The organism is Lactobacillus sp. (genome assembly GCF_051873315.1).
Lineage (GTDB): Bacteria > Bacillota > Bacilli > Lactobacillales > Lactobacillaceae > Lactobacillus.
Map to the genome: position 1 here is coordinate 1 of NZ_JBJEES010000094.1, position 22440 is coordinate 22440.

The window sequence follows — 22440 nt, forward strand, 5'->3', positions numbered from 1 at the left end:
ATCTCTATGTCTTAAAGAAAAATGTGGACAGAGACAAGCTGAATAAGGCCATGCTGCGGGGGGTGATCCTCTACTACACCCTCACGGGAAATAAGAACTCATCTACCAGCAAAAAGTTCCTTAAGAATATCTCCAAGGGCATCAAGACTGCCAAAGACAAATACGCCAAGGGTGAAAAAGCTTATCAGCAAATAGCTAAAGTTGCCCCGACCAGCCCGCAAGCCGTAAAAATGAAGGCTCAGCTGGATACGGCAAAAAAGCAGATCGCCGAAATGGAAGCTGCTTACCAGAAAAAGGACCTGGCCTACTTCTTCAAGCAGATGAGTGCAAAACAAAAGCAGAAGATTTTTGACTCTATCGACAAGCAGATGAAGAAGATGGGGACCAGCACCATGAACATGGCTGGCGGCCGGGCGGTCAAACTGGAATACAAGCGCCTTGGTGCTTCAACCAGCAAGCTGCAGACCAGCTACATTAAAAATGCAGGTCTGAAGATGTTGGGCATTGCCCTTCTTGGTTCCGTCGTAACGATCCTGGCTGGGCTTTTAGCTTCCAGAGTCGGGGCCGGCGTTGCCCGGGACTTGCGGCTGGCCCTTTTTAAAAAAGTCGAATCCTTCTCCAATACGGAAATGGACCGCTTTTCAACCGCTTCCTTAATCACCCGGTCAACCAATGACATTACTCAGATCCAGCAGGTCATTGTTTTGATGATCCGGATGGTGGCTTACGCGCCGATCTTAGGCATCGGGGCCCTCCTGCATGCTTTGGATTCCTCCCCATCGATGACTTGGATCATCGGTTTAGTCGTTTTGCTGATTTTAGTCATCCTCATGATTACCATGGGCCTGGCTATGCCGAAGTTCAAGATTGTCCAAAAGCTGATCGACAAACTGAACCTCTCTATGCGGGAAAACTTGACCGGGATGCTGGTCATTCGGGCCTTTGGCAATGAAAAAGTCAGTGAAGACCGCTTTGATGAGTCAAACCGCAATTTGACCAAGGTCAACCTCTTTACCAACCGGGTCATGTCAGCCTTGATGCCGATCATGATGTTCATCATGAATGCAGTTACTCTGGTAATCGTTTATGCTAGCGCCAAGCAGATCGACTTGGGTAAGATGCAAATTGGCGAAATGATGGCCTTCGTGCAATACGCGATGATGATCATCATGGCCTTCTTGATGGTCGCCATGATTGCCATCTTTATCCCCCGGGCCAGCATCTCAGCTGGCCGGGTGGCGGAAGTCCTGGAAACAGAACCACAAATTGAATCTCCAGCTGAATGCAAGTCAGGCAAGGTAAATACGGGTGTTGTCTTTGACGATGTAACCTTCACTTACCCAGGCAGCCAGGAAGCAGCCTTGGAGCATATCAGCTTCACTGCCCCGGCCGGCAAGACGACGGCCTTTATCGGATCAACCGGGTCTGGCAAGTCCAGCTTAATTAACTTGATCCCCCGCTTTTATGATGCAACTGACGGTAAAGTCATGGTTGACGGAACTGACGTTAAGGATTACAACCTGCAAGACTTGCGGGAGCGGATCGGTTTAGTGCCGCAAAAAGGGCAGCTTTTGACCGGGACGGTTAAGTCCAATGTCTTATACGGGGCGAAGGATGATTCGCATTTAGAAGAAGCTTTGCGGGTATCGCAGTCAGAGGAATTTGTTGACCGCCTGCCAGGCAAAGTGGACGCCCCTATCGCCCAAGGCGGCAGCAACGTTTCCGGTGGACAAAGACAGCGGTTGGCAATCGCCCGTGCTTTGGCCAAGGACCCGGAGATCCTGGTCTTTGATGATTCCTTCAGTGCCCTGGACTTTAAGACTGACGCCAAGGTCCGCCGGGAACTGACTAAGATGGCTGCCAAGGAAAAGAAGACGGTTCTTTTGGTTGGCCAGCGGATCGCGTCAATTATGGATGCCGACCAGATCATCGTTTTGGATGAAGGCAAGATTGTCGGCAAGGGCAAGCACCAAGACCTGCTCAAGAATTGCCAGGTCTACCGAGAAATTGCCTACTCACAGCTTTCAAAGGAGGAATTAGCCGATGCATAACCATGGCAACGCAAGAGGCAATGAAAAAGCAAAAGACTTTTCCGGCACTTTTGCCAGATTATTCCGCTACCTTAAGCCATATTACTGGTCTTTACTGGTGGTAGTGATCTTCGCGATCGCTTCGACCATCTTCTCCATTATTGGGCCAAAAATTTTATCAAAGGCAACTGACAAGCTGATCGCCGGGATCAGCGCCAAGATCCAGAATACTGGGGGAATCGATTTTACCTACATCAACAAGATTCTGCTGCTTCTCCTGGGCCTTTATCTCCTGTCCATGCTTTTCAACTACGTGCAAAGCTGGATTACCTCGGGCATTTCCCAGAAGGTCGCCTATTCCTTGCGAAAAGATATCGCGGAAAAAATCGACCGTCTGCCGCTCAGCTTTTTTGACAAGCATCCCAGTGGTGATATCTTGTCCCGGATAACCAACGACGTGGACACGATCGCCCAGTCGCTCAACCAATCCATGGCCCAGATCATTACTTCAACCGTGACGGTGGTTGGCGTTCTGGTCATGATGTTTTCGATCTCCTGGCAGCTGACCTTGATTGCTTTAGCGATATTGCCAGTAACTTTCGGCATACTTGGTATTGTCATGAGCCGGTCACAAAAGTACTATATCGGCCAGCAAAAGTCTCTGGGTGACGCGGATGGTCACATTGAAGAAATGTACGGGGCCCACCAGATCGTCCAGGCCTTTAACGGTGAAGCTGCCTCGGTGGCAACTTTTAAAAAGTACAATGACGAGCTTTACACTTCCGGCTGGAAGTCCCAGTTCTTCGGCTCCTTGATGATGCCGATTTCCAACTTGATCGGCAATATCGGCTACGTAGCAATCTGTATCGTGGGTGGCTTTTTAGCAGTAAACAGCGTGGTTACGATTGGTGACATTCAAGCCTTTATCCAATACGTCAAGAGCTTTACCCAGCCGATTTCCCAGATGGCTCAGATCATGAACATGCTGCAGTCAACGGCAGCGGCCAGTGAACGTGTCTTTGACTTCCTGGAAGCTGAAGAAATGCCGGAAGAAGAGGTCGAAATTTCATCTGCGGAAGTAGCTAAGCTGCCAAGCGATGTGACTTTTGACCATGTCCGCTTTGGCTACAATCCAGACAAGATCATCATCAAGGACTTCAGCCTGGATGTTTCTGCCGGGCAAAAGATTGCTATCGTCGGGCCTACTGGGGCCGGCAAGACCACCCTGGTCAAACTCTTGATGCGCTTTTACGAGTTAAACAGCGGCAAGATCATGATTGGCGGCAAAGACATCAGCAAGATGAAGCGGTCAGACCTCCGGTCCATGTTTGGGATGGTCCTGCAGGATACTTGGCTCTTCAACGGCACGATCAAGGAAAACCTCCGCTACGGGAATCTCAATGCCAGTGATGAGGAATTGCGGCAGGCAGCAATTGATGCCCATGCTGACCACTTTATCGAACAGATGCCAGAGGGCTATGACAGCATGATTAACGAAGAGTCCAGCAATATCTCTGCCGGGCAAAAGCAACTGCTGACGATTGCCCGGGCTTTCGTCAAGAATCCAAAGATCTTGATTCTAGACGAAGCTACGTCTTCAGTTGACACGCGGACGGAACTCTTGATTCAGCAAGGGATGGACCGGCTGATGCAGGGACGGACGGCCTTTGTTATTGCCCACCGTTTATCTACGATTAGGGATGCAGACAGCATTATCGTTTTGAAGGACGGGGATATCGTTGAAGTTGGCAGCCATGACAGCTTGATGGCAAAGAAGGGCTTCTACGCTGACCTTTACCAGTCACAGTTTGAACATGGCGAAGAATAAGAATATATTTAATCATTTGGATACAGGAAAAAGCCACCAAGGTCAAACTTGGTGGCTTTTGCTATTTCACGCTTCTGGTCGCGATGAAAGTCGGGATATTCAATTCGTGCAGGCGGCCTTCACCATTGGTATCTTCATAGAGATTTGTCAAAGTAAAGCCCGCTTCCAACTGGCCGCCAATCTGTTCATCCAAGGTATGAGAGAACTGGACGCCAGAATCATCTTTTTCCAGCTGCTGCATCTGGTCAGGATTTTTCAATGGATTAAAAGGCAAGGAGTTAACGACATACTTTTCTTCATCGCTATTAAACAAGTAGTTGATCCCGTTGTCCAGACCGACCAAGAGGACTCCGCCGTTTTTCAAGACCCGGTGGCATTCTTTCCAGATCGGTTTGACTTCTTCAACATAGCAGTTAGCAACTGGCTGGATAATCATGTCAAAGCTTTCATCAGCAAAAGGCAAAGGCTGGGTCATGTCGGCTTTGACAATGTCGATATCGTAGCCTTCACGCTCGGCAACCAGGCGCTCACTTTCCAGCTGCTGGTCAGAATAGTCCAGGACTGTGCATTTTGCCCCTAAGGCAGTCAAGATTGGCATTTGCTGGCCACCCCCGCTGGCTAGGCCAAGGACTTTTTTGCCTTTAAGATCGCCAAACCAGCTGTGAGGAACGTATTTTACAGGGGTCAGCTTGATCTCCCACTTTCCCTCTTTAGCGGCTTGGAAGGTTTCGTGGTCGATTGCCTGGCCCCACTCCCAGCCTTCTTTGACCCAGCGGTCGATCGTTTCAGCGTTGATGTCTTGGTAATTCATGATTGTTTTTCCTCCACGTAATTAACACTTTTAGTTTAACAAAGGGTTAATTTCCTTTCCAGCACTTATAACTTTAGTTTAACTTTTTTGCCATTTTACTGTTGACTTTCTCAGATTTAGGATTAAGATAAGAGACATGAAATCAAAACAACATTGCTTTGAAAAGGAAAAGTAGTTTTGGCGAGACCTGCAGAGAGCTTCTGGTTGGTGTGAAGAAGCAGTCAGACCAAGTGCGAAAATCACCTTTGAGCGGAAACTGCGATATTAGTGGTTTCGGGGTCCGCCCCTTAAAGCGGCAGCGCATTATCTGTGCGTGAAGGCCTAACGGCGAAAATAGGTGGTACCGCGCTAATAGCGCCCTATTGGATCGATTTGATCCAGTGGGGCGCTTTTCTTTTCCATGAAAGATGAAAAGAGGAACACAAATGAAAGTTAGAAAAATGGCAACAGTTGCACTACTTGGCATGTCAGCTTGCACGCTGGCTGCCTGCGGCAATAACAATTCCCAAGCATCCAACACCAAAACAAGTCTGAACTTGATGGAGACTGATGTAGTCAGCTCCCTCGATACCTCTGTGACTGCCTCAATCCCTCAATGGGACACTTTGGTGCAAACTATGGCCGGCCTTTACCGTTCAGATAAAAATGACCAGCCAGTTCCCGCGGTTGCCACTAGCTATCATAAATCCAGTGATGGTAAGACCTACACGTTCAATCTGAGGCACAATGCCAAATGGTCAAATGGTGACACTGTAACCGCGCAAGACTTTGTGACTGCCTGGCGAAAAGGCGTTTCTCCCAAAGCAATGTCTGGCTATAACTACATCTTCAGCAATATTAAGAATGCTGACCAGATCTCTCAAGGTAAAAAAGCGGTCAGTAGCTTAGGCGTCAAAGCCGTTGGCAAGTATAAACTGGTCGTGCAGCTTGAAAATCCAGAACCGACCTTCATCGACAAGATGGTTATGCCTGCCTTTTATCCGCAAAACACCCGCCTGGTTAAAAAATATGGTGCCAAATATGGTACGGCTGCTAAATATACTGCTTTTGACGGGGCCTTCAAGGTCACCAAGTGGACCAACACCAGCGAAAAGTGGACTGCCGTCAAGAACCCATACTACTACGCTAAAAACGCTGTCAAGCTGCAAAAGCTTAATTACCAAGTCATCAAAGACTCAAACACTGCCCACCAGCTCTTCCAGCAAGGAAGCTTAGATGACGCTGTAGTTTCCGGTACGACGGCACAAGGCCTGCAAAATAACAAGAACCTGTACCATCTCTACCGGTCGGGCAACAACTTCGTAAATCTGAATATGGCTAAAGGTGCTACTCTTGCCAACAAACAACTCCGGCAAGCCCTCTACTTGGCTGTTAACCGTACTCAACTGTCCAAAAAGGTTTTGGCCGATGGTTCAAAACCTTCCTACACCTTCTCAGCACCAAACGCCGCCAAGGATCCATCCAGTGGTAAAGACTTCGCTGCAGCTGCTCAGCCAAAAGAAACTTACAATGTTGCCAAGGCTAAAAAGCTCTGGCAAGCTGGTTTAAAGCAACTAGGCAAGTCAAAGGTTGAATTGACCCTGGTGGCAAGTGACACGACTACTGACAAGAATGTCAGTGAATTCCTGCAGTCGCAGCTGGAAAGCAAGCTGCCAGGCTTAAAGGTCACGGTTAAGAACCTGCCGTCCAAGTCAGCTTACAATCTGGTAGCCAACGGCAAGTACGACCTTTACCTGTCACTTTGGCTGAATGACTACGCTGACCCATACAGCGAACTGCAGACTTTGGAAAAGACCAACAGCCACAATTACGGTAAATACGCTAGTGCCGCTTACAACAATGAGCTTAGCCAAGCTAGAAAGAATGCCGCGACCAGATCAGTCTACTTCAGCCACCTGTTAAAGGCACAAGAGCAAATGAATCAAGATTACCCTGTTCTTCCGCTTTACACCATGGTTGAAGACCACCTGGTAAACTCCAACTTAAAGGGTGTACTTTGGCACAAGGTTGGCATGGTTGACTACACGAGAGCATATTTCAAGTAACAAGAGAATATTTGACTGAAGGAGAAAATCATGGATCAAACGAGAATCGTTACTTTAGACAATGGCTATCACCTTTTTACCCGCAAGGTCAACGAAGGCCCGGTCAAGTTACTCTGTGTACACGGCGGACCTGGTGACAACCATGAAGACTTTGACAATTTCAAGAATGGCTTAGCTGGCAAAGGCGTTGAGGTTTATTCTTACGATCAATTAGGTTCGTACTGGTCAGATCAACCAGATTTTTCGAAAGAGGAAAACCGTAAGTATTTAAACATTGACTACTTTGTTGATGAACTTGAGGAAGTCCGCCAGAAGCTCGGTTTGGAAGACTTCTACCTGTTAGGGCACTCCTGGGGCGGTCTACTGGCCCAGGAATACGCGGTCAAGTATGGCCAACACCTCAAGGCCGTTATTATTGAATCGATGATTGATAATTTGGATGAGTACACGGAGAACATCAACCGGGAAAGAGATGAAATGTTCAGCCCGGCTCAAGTGGAATACATGCGGGAATGCGAAGCAGAAGAAAATTTTGACGATGCCATGTACCAGGAACTGGTTGCCAAGCTTTACTCCGTTTACTTGATCCGTCACCCGGAAAATGGAAGCCGGCACGTTGTTAGCACGACGAATACACAAGTATACAATTACTTCCAAGGCAATAATGAATTCATGATGGTCGGTAAGTTAACTGAGTGGGATTTCAGAGACCGCTTGGGTCAGATTACCCTCCCTACCCTCCTAACGGTTGGTGAATTTGACACCATGCCCCTTGACGCTGTCCGCCGGATGCACAAGACTTTGAAAAACTCACGGATGGTTGTGACGCCAGATGGCGGTCACTGCCACCACATTGATAATCCTAAGGCATTCTTTTCTTCCTTATATAAGTTCATCAGCGATGTTGAAGCTGGTAAGTTTGCCAATAATGAATAGAGGAAACAACAAGACCGTCACAATCGTGACGGTCTTTTGCTTGAAAATATATTACTTCTTCATACTCTTAAAGGCAAAGTAATGGCCTTCTGGGTCCGCGAAGTTGCAAGTTTCAGCACTGCCCATATCAACGACATCACCAACGGTGACGCCCTTATCCAGCAACTTTTGGCGAGTTTCCTTCACGTCTTCGCAGCTGAAAAGCAGTGATGGAGTAGCCAGGTCAAGTTCTGGTGAGTACTTGGCAATTACTTCCCGGTCAAACAAGCGCAGGCTGGCATCTGCATTGTCGCTGGCTGCCAGCAGGTAGGTCTTGCTTTGGTCCGGGCCTTCGCCTTCTTCCTTTAAAGCAAAGCCAACTTGGTCAGTCCAAAACTTAGCACATTTTTCCGGGTCACTCACGTAGAGCATGATTTCGACTTGATTGAACATTTTTTGGGGATCCTCCATTTTGAGTAATATCTTTACTAGTAATTTATCATAAGCCAGCGCTTAAAACAATTTTATAGTTTTGTGAAAAAATCATTTCCTTTAGTGAGCAAGAAACGGGATCAGCTACGCCGATCCCGTTTTCTTTAATCGTTACTTTCCTTGTCAACAATAAAAGGTTGCAAGGCTTCTGCTAGTGAATGCAAGTTACGAGTTTGGATGATAACCTTGCCATCCCCGGTAAAGTGGTTGACCAGGCCTTCACCTGAGGTAAAGCCAAACATCCCCGAGGCTACTTTAATGTCGTAGTCAAGGTTTGCATCCCAGGCAACGACATGTTCATTGTCGATTGAGATCGGCTTATCGCTGGTCACGGTCAGTTCTACCAGGTCACCAAAGGCGTTAACCAACATGTCGCCTTCGACTTCAGTCTGCATTACGAAGAAACCACCGGTTCCCCCAAAGGCAGCCTTGCTAAAATTTTGTTTTTGCATCTTGTAGCTGACGCTGTCATCACTTGCTAAAAATGCCCCAGTGTTTAGGCAGTACTGCTGCTTGCCAACGGAAAGCTTTGCAATCTTGCCAGGAATTGCTGGTGCAACCCCAATTTGTCCGCCATCCTCATCACCAGTTGCCTGGGTGATAAACATGCTTTCACCACTGGTCAAACTCCGGCCAATCGCGCCGAGCAAGCCGCCCAAGCCTTTCTTGCTGGAGTTCATCTTCCCGGCGATGGTAACATCTTTCATGTAGACCATGGCACCGTTTTCGACTTTGATGCTTTCTCCCTTATCGAGGGTTACAGTTGCTAATGGGCAAGTATTCCCGCCGCTCAATTCGTATTTCATGATGTCCCTCTGCTTTTCTATTGCTTTCGCAAAATATGATATTTATGTTCAAAATTTCTTCCTTGTCTATATTATATCAAGAAAGGGCTTTTTCTCGCAAAAACAATTACTGTTAAAAAAGCAAAGAAAAGGGATGCCAAATGTTTAATAAGAAAATTTTTGCATCTGGGTGACTACTTTTCGAGTTCGCTGAAATTAGGATCAATCCAGTCAAGCAAGGCAAAGTGACCATCTTCATACTTCAGCTTGAGGATAGTGCAGTTGCCAATATGATGGTCAATGGGAAGCTTGTTGTAGCGTAAGAAGCAGGCCAGAGCACCGCCGTGAGATACTGCTAAAACCGAATGGTGATCTTCTTGCTCCATGACATCGCTCAAAGTCCTAGTTATTCTTTCACTGACCCCGTCTTGACTTTCCCCGCCAAACTTAACGAAGAAGTCTCCATAAGGAACAGGTGGATTCAAAAAGTCATCCATCGCCTCAAAGCGGCCAAAATTCCATTCCTTGATTCCTTTGAGCCGGGTATAAGGCAGCTTGCCGCCGGTTACTAACTCCAAGGTATCACAGGCACGTTCACTGGTACTTGAATAGCAGTGGTCCAGCTGGATCTTGTTGTCTGTAAAGTAGCGACTAGCGATCTTGGCCTGGTTGATCCCCAATTCAGTTAATGGTGAGTCGCACCAACCCTGGATCTTGTGTTCAAGGTTGAATAGTGTTTGCCCATGACGCATGAGATACAAGATTTTTTCCATTTAAGTTTGCTCCTTTTCACATTTCTATAGCGCTTTCAAAGAAAATTATAACATTTTTTGAAAGCTAATGGAAAAATCTTCGGTAAACAAAGTAGCGTAAACTTTGATATATCAAGCTTTTTACACTATATTTGCACTGTAAAAATAGCCTTATGGGCCAGACTAAATTCAACTTGCCCCCCTCTTTAATTTCTTGGCCTTTTCGCATATTCTGGATCCGAAGCGATGGAATCATAAAGAAGATCCTCTTTTCCCGCTAAAGCCCCGCCCTATCTGGTATCATGGAAATGACAAAGCATCATGCCTAGATTATTCAGCAGTTAAACTGAAACAGCTTAGAAGGAAAAGGAACGAAATTCATGATCGATTGGCTTGCTCTGACCAGAGACCTCTATCTTGAAAAAGGCGAAGACCAGCAGCTTAAAAATTGGCGGATTACATTGACCAAGGATGACCTGCTCGACCTCGGCCTGTTGACTAAGGCCAAACTTGATAAAGACGGCAATTACAGCATCCCTTGCTACAAAATTTTTAAGCAATATGACGTGAGCCCAGCTGAAGTTTATCAAGAACTGGAAGACAAATACGGCCCCCTGCTCTCTAAAAAAGACAAGAGAAAGAAGAAAGCCAAGGTTGACCAGCTTAAATTAAACAAGTTCAAAGAAGACCTAGCTCCAGCTTATGCGGCTTTTCTTGCCGAAAATTTCTCAGAGAAACAGATTATCAGCGACCTCCCCTTTTACCAAAAGATGGCAAAGGCCTGGGAGAGGCCAGCCGAAGGAGTCCTGCTGCCTACCTTTGCCTTGCAAGTACTAGGTGATCCCCATGCCTTTGACCGGGGAAGACGGGGCCGCGGCCTTTTGGAAAAAATCATCCAAGCCCAGCTAGGCGAAGAAGCAACTTTAGAAGACTTCAACGTCTATCCTGACCAGCTCTACAATTTCGCGATGACCGCTAACCTGCTGGACACTCCTTTGACCTACGACATTATTGCCCTGCCGGATATTGACACAATTGTTTTACCGGAAAAGATCAAGGTTTACCTGCATGAAAACTCTGGCGTGACTACTGCACTGGCCAGTAAGTTTCCTAACCGGGCTTTCGTTTGCACGGGCGGACAGGTCAACCTTGCCACGAAAAAGCTGATCAAGCGCCTGCTTACAAATTCCTGCCAGCTTTATTATTCGGGTGATTTAGACCAAAGCGGTATCAAAATTGCAGACAATCTTTTATTAGAATTCCCAGAGATTCACCTTCTTAATATGGATCTGAAGACCTATAAAGAGCACTACCAAGCCAGCGTCCCGCCGGCAAAAGACAAGCAGATCAAGGAAGTAGAAAATCCAGATTTGCAGCAGCTGCTGAATGAGATCCAGAAAAAGAAACGCGTGATTTTTGAAGAGGCCATCCATGATTTTTTATGATAACCAAAGCTTCATGTCCCAAGCGGACGGATTTTTAAAAGCCGTGTCCGCCTCAGGCCTGGCCCGGGACATTGTCGTCTATTTAAACAGCCACCCCATGGGCGAATACACTCCCCTCCAGCTTAGTGAGCAGCTTTCAGCCGACTATGACGAAGTCACTAAAATCCTCAAAAAGCTGTCAGAGAGCAAGAACTTAAAATCGATCCCCTTAACCAACCAGGCTAAGGCCCGGTCGATGAAGGAAGCCATGCAAACCACGGCTTATGCCTTAACCAGTGAAAGTATGGAGCTCTTCCAGGCTTTTGATAAGATCGCCAACCTGCAAAAGCAGATCAGAGAATCCCTGTCCATGACGGAAACCGATGAACTGATCAAGAATTTACGGGAATTAAAGGAAAGTCTTGAGGGACTGCTGACAGATCCAGAGAATTTGGAATTGAAGCAGCAGCTTTTTAAAGATGGTATCTCCCTTTATGACTTGTCTTTTGGCTACAACAATGGTATCTATAATCGGCTGAAGAACCGGATCGACAGCTTTGCGACCAACATCCACGACTTGAACATGCAGGTCTTCCGTCTGGAAACTGACGCAAATACCACTGGCGACTTGAACCAGGAATTGTTTAAGTTGCGGGATGTAGTCAAGGAAGTGCTCGACAAGGTTGAAAGTAAGATCCCAGAAGTCCTGGAAGCAATTTTTGCTTTGGAAGAAAGCCAGACAAAGATTGGTCCTAAGCTCTTTTACCAGCCCCTGGCCGATGAGCTCCTTGCCTTCAACGCTACTAAAACTAGCGACGAATTATCCGAAATCATGGCTGGCAATATCGCAGACATTGCCCAAAGTGAACGGGATGGCAGCGGCCTCTACGCCAGCCTTTTAGACCGTTTGAGCGACATGTTCTTTGCCTTGATCGACCTTATCTCCCAAAATCGGGAAATCCAGGTCAGCAAGGAGCGGGCTGAACGCTTTTTAGCCCAGGCTCAGAGCTTTCAAACTGGCATGACGGCCCAGGAAATGGCCCTCCTTTTTGATCAATATGAAGGCACGCCTGTCTACCACCATTGGTACATGTCCAAGCACGCCAATTACAGCCTGGATGATGAGAAGATCCACTACAACTTTACGCCAAAAGAGCGCAAGCGGGCCGAAGTGAAACTGGCCCGGTCCATGGAACTGACAGATAAGGAAAAAGCTGAACTTGCAGCTGAGCAAAAGCGGCACGCGGCGGAAAAAGCCAAGCAGGCCCAGCTTGGACAAAATCTGATCAATAAGCCGTTAACTAATTTGACAGACGAAGAGTTTGCCTTTTTACAAAAGCTGCTGGGGCAAAGTCATTTTGACTACCGCTTCTCAGCTGATGGTGACTTGTTAAGTGCCAGCGCTACGACTGGCGACTATCTTCTGGTCAAGCAATTCCAAACGGAAAACATGACCATTGAATCACCGAAACAGAGCTTGATTTTATGCAATTGCAGACTGGAGGTAAAAAGCAGATGGCAGAAATAGACTGGAGCCAGGTCATGCCGAATCTTCTGGCTGGCAAGACGACCGCTTATATCAGGCAAAACCGCCTGGCAATCAGCAAATATTTGAAAGACAAGTTCAATTTGGTCTTGGACCAGGACCTGCATCTGCGGGCTTACTCCAAGACCCGGCCGGTTGGCATTGAGGCTGACAAGCGTGTCCAGGCCGATCCTCTCTTATACCGGGTCTACTATGAAACTTTAGCAAGATTATCCAGCCTGCAAACAGGCATGACCATCCTCTATCAGGATATCGTGGCTTATATTAATGACAAAGAAAATCTGTCAGAAGCAAGTTCAGTGGAACTGTCCAAGTACTTGAAGCCAGTCATTGCCAAGCTGGAAAATGACGGAGTGATTGAGCTCCGGGACCAGGATGACAAGGACTCCCTGTATGTCTTGACCAAGCAGCCAAAGCCACAAGATCCGATTGATTTGGAGAAAGGGATGCAGACTGGCAATGATCTTGCCCGGCAAGAACTTCTGTTGAACGGCTTCTTCCGTAAGGAAAACATGGGCAAAAACGAATACAACTACCTGCAGAATTCTTTTGAACCCTTTTTTAATCATGAAACAAGGCAAGGCCTGCGGCTAGTCAACGTTGACGACTATTTTATCCTGCTCAACTATTCCCAACTGGATTTCCCTAACACGGTGCAAAGCAAGCTGGATGCCATGGCAGTTGAATTGGTCCAATTGATCAACGACAGCGGACAGAGCAGTTTTCAATTGCCAGAATTAGTTAACCTGGCCAAGCAGACTGGCAGCTACAAGACCATGACCGGATCACAAAAATCAACTGGCTTGAAGATGAAAGTAAGTGAACTCTTGAATGAACTGACCTATTTTGGCCTGCTTTCTAAAGAGCAGGATACCGGCCTTTTGACTAAAGAACAGGATACCTGGTTTACCACTTCTTTAACCGGATTAATCGTAAAAGATGAGGAAATGACTGATGACGAATTATAAGCTTAACCGCTTTGGTTTCTACAACTATTTCAACTACAGAAATCAGACTTTTGACGCCAATACCCAGTCGATTGTATTTAACGGGGAAAACGGGTCCGGGAAAACCGCGACTATGCTCTCCCTTTTCCCAACGATCTTCTTAGGCAGCATGCGGGTTGTCGATAACAAGAGAAGTTTGGACTACTACATCAAGGCCGGTGAAGCTGGCTTTGCCTGGGTTGAATTTAAGGCAGACGATTTGATTCAGACCCTGCTATTGGCTTACAGCAAGTCGGCCGATGGTTCAAACACCAACCACTACTACTATGTCTTAAAGCAAGGCGTTAAAGGTGATGATCTCCCCTACTCGACCAGCTGGCCGGAATTCCGCGGGGCCGTTAAGCCATATGTTGAACGACGCTACGAGACCCAGGCAGACTACCAAAATGCCATCAACCAGCTCTTCTTTGGCTTTGCCTCACAGAGCGAGATGCAGGAGTACTTTGAGCACCTGGCTGCTTTTGAAAAGCCGCCACTAAAGCAAACTGGCAGCACGGCTGAATTGGACAGCGCCTTAAAGACTGCCCTGCCAAATCTCAGCCACTACGCGAACCGGGCAACGGTTGAAAACTTCATCGACAACGCTCTGGCCATGGTTGAAGAAGAGAAGAAAAAGGCTGCTCTGGACAAGCTGAACAATGCCTTGGCTAAGACAGAAGAATGGGAAACTCTGACCAACAAGCCAACTCTGGCCCAGATCCAGAACTTCTACGGCAAGGCTAAAACTGAGTTGGGCCAGAAGCAGGAACAATTTGAGAAGTTAAAGACTAAACTTGCGGAAACTGAGGAAAAGATCACAAAACTTGAGAGTGACCAGGCAAGTGTCAGTCAGGACTTAAAGGCTAAAGAAGGTGAACGGCAAGCTCTGCAGACCGTGATTGATGCTAAGAACCTTGACCAGTTGTCACGTGAGATCGATCAAACTAAAAATGAGCGAGAAAACCGGGAAAGAGATTTAGAAGCAGCCCAAAAGGACCGCAAGAATGCAGAAGAGCGCTTGCTCGCTTATACCGAGGACGCAAGAAAAGAGAAGAACGCTCTCGTTATCCTTGAAGGCCGCCTGGCAACGATCAAGTCAGAGCTCGCCAAGTATCAAGTTCAAGCTGATTTTGAAGAAAAGTACCCAGACGCTAAAGAGTTGCTGAATAAGCAAAAGCAGCTTTTAGAAGAACTGGAGAAATTGGCCAAACAAAACCAAGAGTTGGTTACTAAGTTAGACATTGTAAATAAAGAAATTAAGGCTTTTGACGAGACCAGCTACACGGATAACATTGCCTCTGCCCTGGCTGAACTGGATCAGGAGACTAGCGCCTGGCTCAAGGAAAGAGAGATCAGTTTTGATCAAGTGGCAGAATTTGACCTTGAGGTCTATGAAGACAGACGGCATTTAGTGGAAAATGCAAGAGGTCAGTACCAAGAAGCTATCGCCGAGACCAAAAACGACATTCGGCTTGAAAAGACCCAGTTAAAGCAACTGAGCTCTGACTTGGCAAAGCTGCAAGAGCGGCCAAAGCCGGAAACGACAGCAGATTTCCAAGACGGCAAGCAGCTTTTTGAACTGGTTGACTTTAAAGACGGCGTGCCAAGGGACCTTCAGTTGCAACTGGAAAGCAACTTAAAGTATTCTAACCTCCTCTATGCCATCTTTGATGGCCAGGAGATCAAGACTGGCTTGGAAGCTGATAATTCTACTGCCAATACTAGCAATGTAAATAAAGGTGATCTCTCAACTCTTGCCGACTACTTAGTTAGTCAAGATGATCGGGTTAACTCCTTTTTACAAACGGTTGCGGTTAAAGACGGCCATATCAGTTATGCCAGCGTCAAGGTGCATAGCGAGAAAGGCACAGCGATCACCCATATCGGTGAAAGCAACCGGCAAAAAGAACGGGAAAGACAGATTGCCCAACTGACGGAAGAAATTAATCAAGTTAAGCTGCACTTAGAGGAACTGGCAGATAAGCTGGCCAGCTATCAAGAACTGTTTAAACAAGCAGATCCTGCTGCTTTCCCGAAGAGTGCCAAGGTCACCGAAGCACAAATCGCCTATAATAATGCCCTAGATGAACAAGACAAACGCTTAAAGAAGCAGGAAAAGCTGGAAGTACAGTTAGCCGACTTCCACCGGCAAAAAGAACAACTTACTAGCGAGCTCTGCCCTGATTTGCCAGCTGAGAGCAAGGAATTTGCTGACTACCGTCTGGCCTGGGACAAATACCAGGACAAGCAAATCCAGCGGATTATGCAAGAAAATGACTTGCTTAAGCAAAAGGACCGGCTGGCTAGTGCTGAAAGCCGGATCATGCAAGCTCGCGCTGAATTATCTGAAAAAACAAAGCAGGTCCAAGACAAGCAAGACCGGTTAACTGAAATTAAAGCTCAGATTGAGACTCTTGAAAAACAACTGGAAGAAATCCAGAATGACCCAGAAACTAAAAAGCAGCTGGCCAGAAAGGAAGAACTGGACCAAATGCTTAAGGAGCTTGAAAAACAACTTACCGAAATTGGATTCAAGTTGGAGCAAGAAAACAACAACTTGACCAACTACCAGGAACATTTGCCAGAAAAGCAGGCAGCCTATGAAGATTTGGATCATGAATATGCGGCAGTAACTGATCTGCTGGAAAAACTGAATTTAACTGAAAAGGTCAAGGATGCATCCCCTAACGACTGGAACAGTGAGCATGTCAAGGCAAACAACCAAAATAAGGCCAACCTGGCTATGATTGCCGTTAACAGCATTAACGGTGAAACAGACTACCGGGTCGACAACAGCAAACGCTTGGAATTTGAAGACATTGAACTCAGCGACTACCTGCTTGTTCAAGTCCAAAACTTGTTGCATGAAATTGCAGTAGTTCACTACTACTACGGTGAACAGGAGTTAGAGCTCAGCAAGCTCTATGACGATATTCGCCAGCAGCTTGAATCATTCCAGGCTTCAGCTGACGATGAGGTTCAGCGTCTGGCCCGCTACCTTAACAACTCGACGATTCTGCAAAAGATCCGCCAGGCCACTGCTGAAGCGACAACTTTGACAAAACAGATCAACAAGTCCTTGAAGGAAAAGGAACAGACAAGCCACATCTCCTTCTATACCAGCTTCAGTGAAATTCCAGACTACAGAAAGGACTACCTGGCAGCTTTTGGGAATACTTCAATCGACAGTCCGGAAAGCCAGAACGCGGTTACCCTCTTGATGGACCGCTTCTGGACTTACATTAAGGACAATAACGATGAGATGACCAGGGATGAGCTGGTTGACCACTTCTATGAGGAATTTGACTACAAGAAATGGTACAGATTTAACATCAGCTTCCGCCGTCATGCTGGTGACGCCACGGAAAAGATGACTGACCGGAAGCTTAATGCCTTCTCTGAAGGGCAAAGAAGCCGGGCGATCCTTGAACCACTTTTGATCGTCTTGGAACTGGACGAAAAGAAGATGAGCAATCCGCTTGCTCCGAAGATCATCTTGATGGACGAATCCTTCTCTGGTATCGATGATGAACAGCAAGAGCTGCTGCTGAAAAATATCTACGATATTGCGGACAACTTTATCGCTACTGGCTACAACGCCCGCCTTGCGGTACCAGAAAACAGCAAGGACACGACTTACTTTACCCTGATCGATCACACGGTCGATGGCAAGAATCACTTTATCTCTGTAGAACAGAGCATCGTCAGAAAAAATCGCTAAAAAATAAGGCATGATTCCGAATTAACGGAGTCATGCCTTTTTGGCTGAAAAACTAGGCGTGTTTCTTCATCTGAAGCTGCTGCTTTTGGTAAAGTACGGTTAACACAGCCCAGATAATATTAATGATTGCCCAAGCGTTGCTATATCTTGCATAGGCCGACTGTCCTGGAAAGGCAAGCTGAACTACCGCCAAGATGACCACAATCACCATCATAACAGACACTGCCTTGAAAAACTTCGGCCGGTCAATCCAAACAGCTGCCAGAATCAGCGCGACAATCGACAGCAAATTAGCAATCAAGAAGAAATTGTTGCTTGGATTGTCTTGCGTTGCGTAGCCAAAAGTATAGTTTGGCCCCAAAGCGACCAGGTAAATTGCCATTAATACCCGATAGGCAATCGTTTTTTGCTTCTGTGTAAACAATTTTTCTCATCCCCTTCTATCACACACCACGGTCAACTTCTGTTGGTCAAGTCCATTATACATCTTTTTAGTATAAACAATATGTTTTTTTGAAAAATACACATTACAAAAAGCAGCATCCCTATTCCCAGAATGCTGCTCTCCTCTATTCAGTTATTTCTTTCACTACGCGCGCCGGGACACCTGCCGCGATCGTTCTGGCTGGAACATCTTTTGTCACTACTGCACCAGCCGCGATAATCGCTCCATCACCAATCGTGACGCCTGGCAAAACAGTGACGTTAGCGCCAAGCCAAACCCTTTTGCCAATATGCACTGCTGCTGGCAGCAGCTCCCCTCTTTTGGCTGGATCTTGCTCGTGATTCAAAGTCGCGATCATGGCATGGTGGCCAATCAATGCACCGTCCCCAATATAGACTCCGCCCTGGTCCTGGATAGTGCAGCCAGTATTGATGAACACGTTTTTTCCAACATGGATGTTCTTTCCGCAATCCGTATAAAATGGTGGTACCAAAGACAAGCTGCGATTGACCTTGCTACTCGTCAGTTTGGCAAACAAGTTCTGCACCTCTTCGGGGGTGTGATAAGCATTATTCAGCTCCATCGTCACCTTCAAGGCTTCTTGCGTCAAATATGAGCTGTATTCCAGTTCTTCTGAAGGATCAACAATCCTTTTCCCGCTGTTTACGTATGCTAAAAATTCTTCCAGCTTCATTATTACCTCAAAATCATCGTAAGCCCTGCTATTTAAGGGTTACGGTAACATTGTTCCGATCCAGCAGATCACGGATTTCTTCTTTGCTTAGGTCAATATGGCCCAAGCGCGTGTATGCCCAAGAATTAGTACCATAGAACATGACCAGTTGCCTGCTCGAATACAATACGATATCGCCTGGCTTTGTCTTGGTCTGCCGATCGCTGCTGACGATCTTATGGCCCAGACTCCCTACTTGCTCAAAGCCGCCAAACTTCGACATACTGATGGTCAAGGGAAGCAGCTTTTTTAGTGCGGCAACGGAGTCATTGCTTTCCCATTTGACTGGAATTTCCTTATTTCCGATATACAAATGCATTTTTGCTCCTTGTCTGGCTGAACTGGTCCTTACTGCTGAAGTGCTTGCTGATTTCTGGCTCCGGCCGCTCTGCTCCTGGCTGCCACTTGTGCCGCAGGCGGTCAGAAGGAAAAGGGAAGCACCAGCAACCAGCAGACTTTTCAGCCGCTTAGCCCGCTTTTTCATTTCTGGCCTAGTTCAGGTATTTGTCAAAGAATGATTGGATCTTATCAAAAGGAATAATGTCCTTTTGGTCGTAAAGGTCAGTGTGACTTGCCCCCGGGATCAAGAGCAATTCCTTGTTGTCGGTGTACTTGCTGTCCTTAATCATGTTGGCGTAAGCATCTTTTGAAAAGTAGCATGAGTGCGCCTTGTCGCCATGAATCATCAAGACGGCATTTCTGATTTCGTTTGAGTAGGTAAACAGGCGAGTGTTCAACAAGGAAGTAGAAGTCGTCACGTTCCAGCCTTCATTGGAGTTGACGCTGCGCTTGTGGTAGCCGCGCGGAGTCTTGTAGTAAGCGTGGTAGTCCTTGACGAATTGCGGAGCATCTTCTGGAACTGGGTCAACCACCCCGCCGGCCTTGGCATAGCTGCCAGCCTTGTAGTCGGCAGTTCTTTGCTCATTCAAGGCAACTCTCATCTTGTGGCGGGCTTCTTCATTGTCATCCGCGTCAAAGTAGCCGTTGCCAGTCACTCTGGACATATCGTACATGGTTGAGGTTACGGTTGCCTTGATTCTGGTGTCAATTGCAGCCGTCTGCAGAGCCATTCCGCCCCAGCCGCAGATCCCGATGATCCCGATTCTTTCTGGGTCAACATTGTCTTGCACTGACAAAAAGTCAACCGCTGCCTGGAAGTCTTCGACGTTGATGTCTGGGCTATTGATGCCTCTTGGACTGCCGCTTGATTCGCCAGTGTAAGATGGGTCAAAAGCAATTGCCAAAAAGCCTCTTTCAGCCATTTCTTGAGCGTAAAGGCCGCTTGATTGTTCTTTGACAGCCCCAAAAGGACCAGCAACGGCAATGGCTGGCAGTTTGCCTGCGGCATCCTTTGGCGTATACATGTCAGCTGCCAAAGTAATGCCGAAGTGGTTGATGAAAGTTACCTTTTGGTGGTCAACCTTGTCGCTCTTAGGAAAGACCTTGTCCCATTCTTCAGTCAGATTAAGTTTTTCTGTTTGCATCATGATTTTTGCCTCCATTTACTATTTTTTCAGCTTGATTTCTTTTTCGGTCTTCCGGATCAGATAATCCAGCAGATCGACCCTACGGCTGCTTGCATGCAGATCGCACAATGCGTGACATCTGGCCAGCTTCATTTTCAGCAGAGCGTCATCATACTGCCCGCCGGCCCACATTTTGATAATTTCCTCGGCCAAAGCTGCATCACAGCCCGCGTCAGCCAGATTTTGCTTGATTGCTGGCAAGTCCATCCCGCACCTCCTTGCTTTTCTGCCTTGCTTGATTATTAGTATATTTCCTTGCAGACTTATGCGCTAATGGTTATAATCTATGACATGATATTCCTTTTTAGAATGGTGGGAGGAAACAATGGAAATACGGACCTTACGCTATTTTCTGGCGGTAGCCAGAGATGAAAACATGACCCGGGCCGCCGAGAGCCTGCACGTCACCCAGCCAACCCTGTCCAAGGCCATTAAGTCCCTGGAAGAAGAATTGGGTCAGAAGCTTTTTACCAGGCAGTCCTTCAGCATCAAACTGACCGACGAAGGATTTCTTTTAAGAAACCGGGCTGAAGACCTGGTATCCATGGCCGACAAGATTGAACAGGAATTTTTGGCCCTAGATGACATCACGGGCGGAGACCTGTACTTTGGCCTGGCCGAATCCTACCAGATCAGCTTCCTGGCCCGGGAGATCAGCTCTTTCAAGCAGCTCTACCCAGACCTGCGCTACCACATTACCAGTGGCGACACTTCGCAAGTGGCCGAGAAACTGGACAAGGGCTTGTTGGACTTCGTCGTCCTGGCGGAAATGCCCGACACTAGCAAGTATGAATCACTGATTTTTCCGGAAACTGACACTTGGGGCGTGGTCATGCCGGCAGACGTTCCTTTGGCGCAAAAAGAAGCAATTTCCGTTGACGACCTGGTCGGCCTGCCGCTTTTCTGCTCAGGCCAGGGCTGGAAAAACGACATTCCCCGCTGGGCCAAGGACAAAATGGAGGATCTCCACTTGGAAGGGTCTTTTGGCCTGGTTTACAACGCCTCGGTTTTTGCTAAAGAACACCTGGGCTACCTCCTGTCTTTTGACAAGCTGGTCGACACTTCCCCGGAAAGCGGGATGGTCTTTCGGCCATTGACGCCAAAACTGGAGACCAATCTTTATCTCGTTTGGAAAAAATACCAGACCTTCTCCCCAATCGCTGACCGCTTTTTGAAGAAGATTCAGAAGTCCTTTGGACAAAAAGGAGAAGAATCATGACGGATCCAGCCGTAAAAGAAGCCTTGAAGGCCGCCTTCTTCGCGCTTGCCCAGAATCAGAGCATTAGCACGATTACCGTTCGCCAACTCTGCAGGCAGGCCCATGGAACGATGATCAAGGCCCCTTCAAGCGCTCTTATGACGTCTTTGGGGACGGCCGTGATCAACATTCCTGGCCATACCGACGGCCTGGTCGCAACCAAGATCACGCAAGATGATGGGAAATTCTTTCTTTATTATGGTGATGGCGGCTATGGCGACAAGTCTTGGCAGGCAATGATTACTTCTGGCATCTCCACCGACAAGGCAGCACAAAAGAAATCCTTGGCCTGGATCAGAGAACAGTCGCTCTCACCGAACTGCATCGCCTCCCTCTCTTGCCATGGTAAGGAAATCAAGCCAGGAACCATCAGCTTCTAGCTGCCGAGGGCAATTGCTTGTTATTTTTTTAGCAGATGTTATCATACGTTTAACAAGTAAAATAACAGGAGGAAAAGCTGATGAAAGTATTTATTGCTGGAGGAAGCGGCCGGGTGGCGACTGCCGTGATTGAGAACCTGGTCAAAGAAGGCCACGAGGTGTATGCCGGCTCGCGGCACAAGGATTCAATCGTCAAGTTGCCGGGGGTCACGGCGTTTATGCTTGACCTGCACGAGAGCGTCTCAGACCTGGCCAGCAGGCTCAAAGGAATGGACGCTGTCTACTTTTTGGCGGGGTCACGGGGAAAAGACCTGCTGCAGACCGACGCTTTTGGTGCCGTCAAGCTGATGCAGGCCAGTGAAAAGGCCGGGGTCAAGCGCTACATTCAGTTGAGCTCGATTTTCGCGACCGAGCCTGACAAGTGGCAGGAAGAACCGTCATTGAGCGGCATCATTGATTACGACATCGCCAAGTTCTTCTCAGACGAGTGGCTGATCAACAACACGAATTTGGATTACACCATCGTAGCTCCCGGCGTTTTGGAGGAAAAGCCGGCAACTGGCAAAATTCAGCTGAATCCGGAACATTCCGGGCCAAACCCGATTCCAGACGTAGCCGCGGTTCTGGCCGGCGTTTTGGACAAAAAGAATACATATAAGAAGCTGATCAAAATGATCGGCGGCGACACCCCAATCGATGACGCCATCGCGAAAATTTAAGAATAAGCAACCCCTCTGGCAAATGCCAGAGGGGTTTTTGGTGT

General features: G+C 47.4%; 20 protein-coding genes and 1 other annotated feature. Of the genes, 11 read left to right on the forward strand and 9 right to left on the reverse strand.

Annotated features, from left to right (window positions below):
- Together ACI32D_RS05610 and ACI32D_RS05615 are read left to right on the forward strand one after the other, a co-directional pair.
- A partial coding sequence (locus tag ACI32D_RS05610; protein WP_439775624.1) for an ATP-binding cassette domain-containing protein occupies positions 1 to 2051 on the forward strand: 2051 nt, incomplete at its 5' end.
- The gene (locus ACI32D_RS05615) at positions 2044 to 3858 is read left to right on the forward strand and encodes an ABC transporter ATP-binding protein (RefSeq protein WP_439775625.1); all 1815 of its coding nucleotides are present in this window, start codon (positions 2044 to 2046) and stop codon (positions 3856 to 3858) included. The genes ACI32D_RS05610 and ACI32D_RS05615, both read left to right, overlap by 8 nt.
- 61 nt (positions 3859 to 3919) lie before the next feature.
- On the opposite strand, the gene ACI32D_RS05620 is transcribed toward ACI32D_RS05615, so the two are convergent.
- The gene (locus tag ACI32D_RS05620) at positions 3920 to 4669 is read right to left on the reverse strand and encodes a class I SAM-dependent methyltransferase (protein WP_439775626.1); all 750 of its coding nucleotides are present in this window, start codon (positions 4667 to 4669) and stop codon (positions 3920 to 3922) included.
- Between the two features lie 149 nt (positions 4670 to 4818).
- Positions 4819 to 5034: a binding site (T-box leader), on the forward strand.
- A 60-nt stretch (positions 5035 to 5094) separates the two neighbouring features.
- Here ACI32D_RS05620 and ACI32D_RS05625 point away from each other — a divergent pair.
- Positions 5095 to 6714: a peptide ABC transporter substrate-binding protein gene (locus ACI32D_RS05625; RefSeq protein WP_439775627.1), complete on the forward strand. Its 1620-nt coding sequence runs from the start codon at positions 5095 to 5097 to the stop codon at positions 6712 to 6714.
- Between the two features lie 30 nt (positions 6715 to 6744).
- Positions 6745 to 7650: a proline-specific peptidase family protein gene (locus ACI32D_RS05630; protein WP_439775628.1), complete on the forward strand. Its 906-nt coding sequence runs from the start codon at positions 6745 to 6747 to the stop codon at positions 7648 to 7650.
- 51 nt (positions 7651 to 7701) lie between these two features.
- Here ACI32D_RS05630 and ACI32D_RS05635 read toward each other — a convergent pair whose 3' ends face one another.
- The 3 genes from ACI32D_RS05635 to ACI32D_RS05645 all read right to left on the reverse strand — a co-directional run bounded on the left by ACI32D_RS05635 (position 7702) and on the right by ACI32D_RS05645 (position 9679).
- A complete protein-coding gene (locus ACI32D_RS05635; protein WP_439775629.1) occupies positions 7702 to 8082 on the reverse strand; it encodes a VOC family protein in 381 nt (126 codons plus the stop codon).
- A gap of 143 nt (positions 8083 to 8225) precedes the next feature.
- Positions 8226 to 8927 carry a TIGR00266 family protein gene (locus ACI32D_RS05640; protein WP_439775630.1) on the reverse strand — a complete coding sequence of 234 codons (702 nt, stop codon included), beginning with the start codon at positions 8925 to 8927 and terminating at the stop codon, positions 8226 to 8228.
- A gap of 173 nt (positions 8928 to 9100) precedes the next feature.
- The gene (locus ACI32D_RS05645; RefSeq protein WP_439775631.1) at positions 9101 to 9679 is read right to left on the reverse strand and encodes a histidine phosphatase family protein; all 579 of its coding nucleotides are present in this window, start codon (positions 9677 to 9679) and stop codon (positions 9101 to 9103) included.
- 359 nt (positions 9680 to 10038) lie between these two features.
- Here ACI32D_RS05645 and ACI32D_RS05650 point away from each other — a divergent pair, with 359 nt between their 5' ends.
- The 4 genes from ACI32D_RS05650 to ACI32D_RS05665 are packed head-to-tail and all read left to right on the forward strand — an operon-like array spanning position 10039 to position 17335.
- Positions 10039 to 11103, forward strand: a complete 1065-nt coding sequence (locus ACI32D_RS05650) for a DUF2399 domain-containing protein (RefSeq protein ID WP_439775632.1) — start codon at positions 10039 to 10041, stop codon at positions 11101 to 11103.
- Entirely contained in the window at positions 11090 to 12610 is a 1521-nt protein-coding gene (locus tag ACI32D_RS05655; protein WP_439775633.1) for a hypothetical protein, read from the forward strand. Before ACI32D_RS05650 ends, ACI32D_RS05655 begins: the two co-directional genes overlap by 14 nt.
- The gene (locus ACI32D_RS05660) at positions 12598 to 13596 is read left to right on the forward strand and encodes a hypothetical protein (protein WP_439775634.1); all 999 of its coding nucleotides are present in this window, start codon (positions 12598 to 12600) and stop codon (positions 13594 to 13596) included. The genes ACI32D_RS05655 and ACI32D_RS05660 overlap by 13 nt, the downstream gene beginning before the upstream one ends.
- Positions 13583 to 17335 (forward strand): SbcC/MukB-like Walker B domain-containing protein, encoded by a 3753-nt coding sequence (locus tag ACI32D_RS05665; RefSeq protein ID WP_439775635.1) that lies wholly within the window; start codon positions 13583 to 13585, stop codon positions 17333 to 17335. Before ACI32D_RS05660 ends, ACI32D_RS05665 begins: the two co-directional genes overlap by 14 nt.
- 52 nt (positions 17336 to 17387) lie before the next feature.
- Here the strand turns inward: ACI32D_RS05665 and ACI32D_RS05670 are convergent, their stop codons facing one another.
- The 5 genes from ACI32D_RS05670 to ACI32D_RS05690 all read right to left on the reverse strand — a co-directional run bounded on the left by ACI32D_RS05670 (position 17388) and on the right by ACI32D_RS05690 (position 20246).
- Positions 17388 to 17759, reverse strand: coding sequence for a hypothetical protein (locus ACI32D_RS05670; protein WP_439775636.1), 372 nt, complete (start codon positions 17757 to 17759; stop codon positions 17388 to 17390).
- A gap of 145 nt (positions 17760 to 17904) precedes the next feature.
- Entirely contained in the window at positions 17905 to 18474 is a 570-nt protein-coding gene (locus ACI32D_RS05675) for a sugar O-acetyltransferase (RefSeq protein WP_439775637.1), read from the reverse strand.
- Between the two features lie 28 nt (positions 18475 to 18502).
- Entirely contained in the window at positions 18503 to 18997 is a 495-nt protein-coding gene (locus ACI32D_RS05680) for a cyclophilin-like fold protein (RefSeq protein WP_439775638.1), read from the reverse strand.
- A 7-nt stretch (positions 18998 to 19004) separates the two neighbouring features.
- The gene (locus tag ACI32D_RS05685) at positions 19005 to 19997 is read right to left on the reverse strand and encodes an alpha/beta hydrolase (RefSeq protein ID WP_439775650.1); all 993 of its coding nucleotides are present in this window, start codon (positions 19995 to 19997) and stop codon (positions 19005 to 19007) included.
- A gap of 21 nt (positions 19998 to 20018) precedes the next feature.
- Positions 20019 to 20246: a hypothetical protein gene (locus ACI32D_RS05690; protein ID WP_439775639.1), complete on the reverse strand. Its 228-nt coding sequence runs from the start codon at positions 20244 to 20246 to the stop codon at positions 20019 to 20021.
- Between the two features lie 118 nt (positions 20247 to 20364).
- Between ACI32D_RS05690 and ACI32D_RS05695 the strand changes: the two genes are divergently transcribed.
- From ACI32D_RS05695 to ACI32D_RS05705, 3 genes are all read left to right on the forward strand, one after another.
- The gene (locus ACI32D_RS05695; protein ID WP_439775640.1) at positions 20365 to 21258 is read left to right on the forward strand and encodes a LysR family transcriptional regulator; all 894 of its coding nucleotides are present in this window, start codon (positions 20365 to 20367) and stop codon (positions 21256 to 21258) included.
- Positions 21255 to 21677, forward strand: a complete 423-nt coding sequence (locus tag ACI32D_RS05700) for a hypothetical protein (protein WP_439775641.1) — start codon at positions 21255 to 21257, stop codon at positions 21675 to 21677. The genes ACI32D_RS05695 and ACI32D_RS05700 overlap by 4 nt, the downstream gene beginning before the upstream one ends.
- Positions 21678 to 21757: 80 nt before the next feature.
- Positions 21758 to 22396 (forward strand): NAD(P)H-binding protein, encoded by a 639-nt coding sequence (locus tag ACI32D_RS05705; RefSeq protein WP_439775642.1) that lies wholly within the window; start codon positions 21758 to 21760, stop codon positions 22394 to 22396.
- Positions 22397 to 22440 lie beyond the last annotated feature (44 nt).